This is a genomic window from Nocardioides sp. (assembly GCF_036401255.1).
Taxonomy (GTDB): Bacteria; Actinomycetota; Actinomycetes; order Propionibacteriales; family Nocardioidaceae; genus Nocardioides.
The window spans coordinates 1-1,636 of sequence record NZ_DASWVI010000236.1 but is presented as its reverse complement, the minus strand read 5'-3'; the positions used below and the strand labels follow the sequence as shown (position 1 = coordinate 1,636).

The window sequence follows — 1,636 nt, the reverse complement described above, 5'->3', positions numbered from 1 at the left end:
CGTCGACGACGCCGTCGTGCACCTCCCAGGTCCACTGGCAGACCTCGTCGAGGAACCAGCGGTCGTGGGTGACCACCAACAGCGCGGAGGTACGCCGGGCGAGGTGCTGGGCCAGCCAGGCGACGGCCTCGACGTCGAGGTGGTTGGTCGGCTCGTCGAGGACCATCAGGTCGTGCTCGCCGAGCAGCAGCGCGGCCAGCGAGCAGCGGCGGCGCTCGCCCCCGGAGAGCCCGAGCACCGCCCGGTCCAGCGCGACGCCCGCCAGCAGCACCTCGACGACCTCGCGGGTCCGCGGGTCGGCGGCCCACTCGTGGTCGGAGCGGCCGCCGAGCACCGCCTCGCGCACCGTGTGGGAGTCCTCCAGCTGGTCGGCCTGGTGGAGGAACCCCACGTGCAGCCCTCGGCTCCGCGACACCCGCCCCGCGTCCGGCTCCTCCTGGCCGGTCATCAGCTCGAGCAGCGTGGTCTTGCCGTCGCCGTTGCGTCCCACGATGCCGATCCGCTCGCCGGCGCCGATGCCGAGCGAGACGTCGGTGAGCAGCGGGCGGACGCCGTAGGACTTGGAGACCCGCTCGAGGTTGACGAGGTTGGTGCCGGGGCTAGGCATACGAGACCAGGTGGGCGCCCGAGACGGGGCCGTTCGCGGCGAGGACGACCGGGTGGCCGGCCCCGGAGAGGTCGGCGGCCAGCGAGCGGGCGTGGTCGGCGGAGCCGCACAGGAACACACACGTGGGTCCGGACCCGGACACCAGCCCGCGCAGCGCGCCGGCCTGCTCGCCCTGCTCGATCAGCCGGCCCAGCTCGGGGCGCAGGTCGATCGCCGCCGCCTCGAGGTCGTTGTGCAGCGCATCGGCGAGCGCCCACGTGTCGCCGGAGGCGATCGCGCCGAGCAGCGCATCGGCCGGCACCGGCTCGGTGGGCGCATCGGGGAACATCTTGTCGAAGTGCCGGTAGACCTCCGGCGTCGGCAGGCCCACGTCGGACGGCACGACCACCCACCACCAGGTGCCGCGGTCGTGCACCGGCGTGACCAGCTCACCCCGGCCGGTGCCGAGCGCGGTGCCGCCGAGCAGCGCGAACGGCACGTCGCTGCCGAGCTGTGCGGCCAGCGCGAGCAGGTCCTCGTCGGTGGTGTTCAGGCCCCAGAGCCGGTCCAGCGCGACCAGCGCGGCGGCGCCGTCGGCGGACCCGCCGGCCATGCCCCCGGCGACCGGGATCGCCTTGGCGATGTGCACCTCGCCGAGCCGCTCGACGCCGTGGTGGGCCGCGAGCAGGTCGGCGGCGCGGTCGACGATGTTGTCGCCGGCCAGCGGCACGGCGTCGTCGTCCATCCAGTCCGGCAGGCTGACGCCGAGGCTCCAGTCCGGGGCCATCCGGGCCGTGACGTCGTCGTAGAGCCCGACGGCCTGGTAGACGGTCACCAACGAGTGGAAGCCGTCCTCGCGGGGGGCGCCGACCCCGAGGTGCAGATTGATCTTCGCGGGCGCGCGCACGGTCACCTCCACGGCCCCTCCCCCCACGGCAGCAGCTCCGCGATCTGGGCGAAGTCGGTGACCGACAGCGACTCGCCCCGGGCGAGCGGGTCCACGCCGGCGCCGGCGAGCGCGGCGTCGACGGCCTCGGCGGGCGCGAGCGA

At 75.0% G+C, this 1,636-nt stretch carries 2 protein-coding genes; both read right to left on the bottom strand.

Features of this window, described 5'->3' with window-relative positions; translation table 11 throughout:
- A partial coding sequence (locus tag VGD85_RS10895) for an ATP-binding cassette domain-containing protein (RefSeq protein WP_331063460.1) occupies positions 1 to 607 on the bottom strand: 607 nt, incomplete at its 3' end.
- Entirely contained in the window at positions 600 to 1,493 is an 894-nt protein-coding gene (locus VGD85_RS10890; RefSeq protein WP_331063461.1) for a 4-(cytidine 5'-diphospho)-2-C-methyl-D-erythritol kinase, read from the bottom strand. The genes VGD85_RS10895 and VGD85_RS10890, both read right to left, overlap by 8 nt.
- Positions 1,494 to 1,636: the final 143 nt, after the last annotated feature.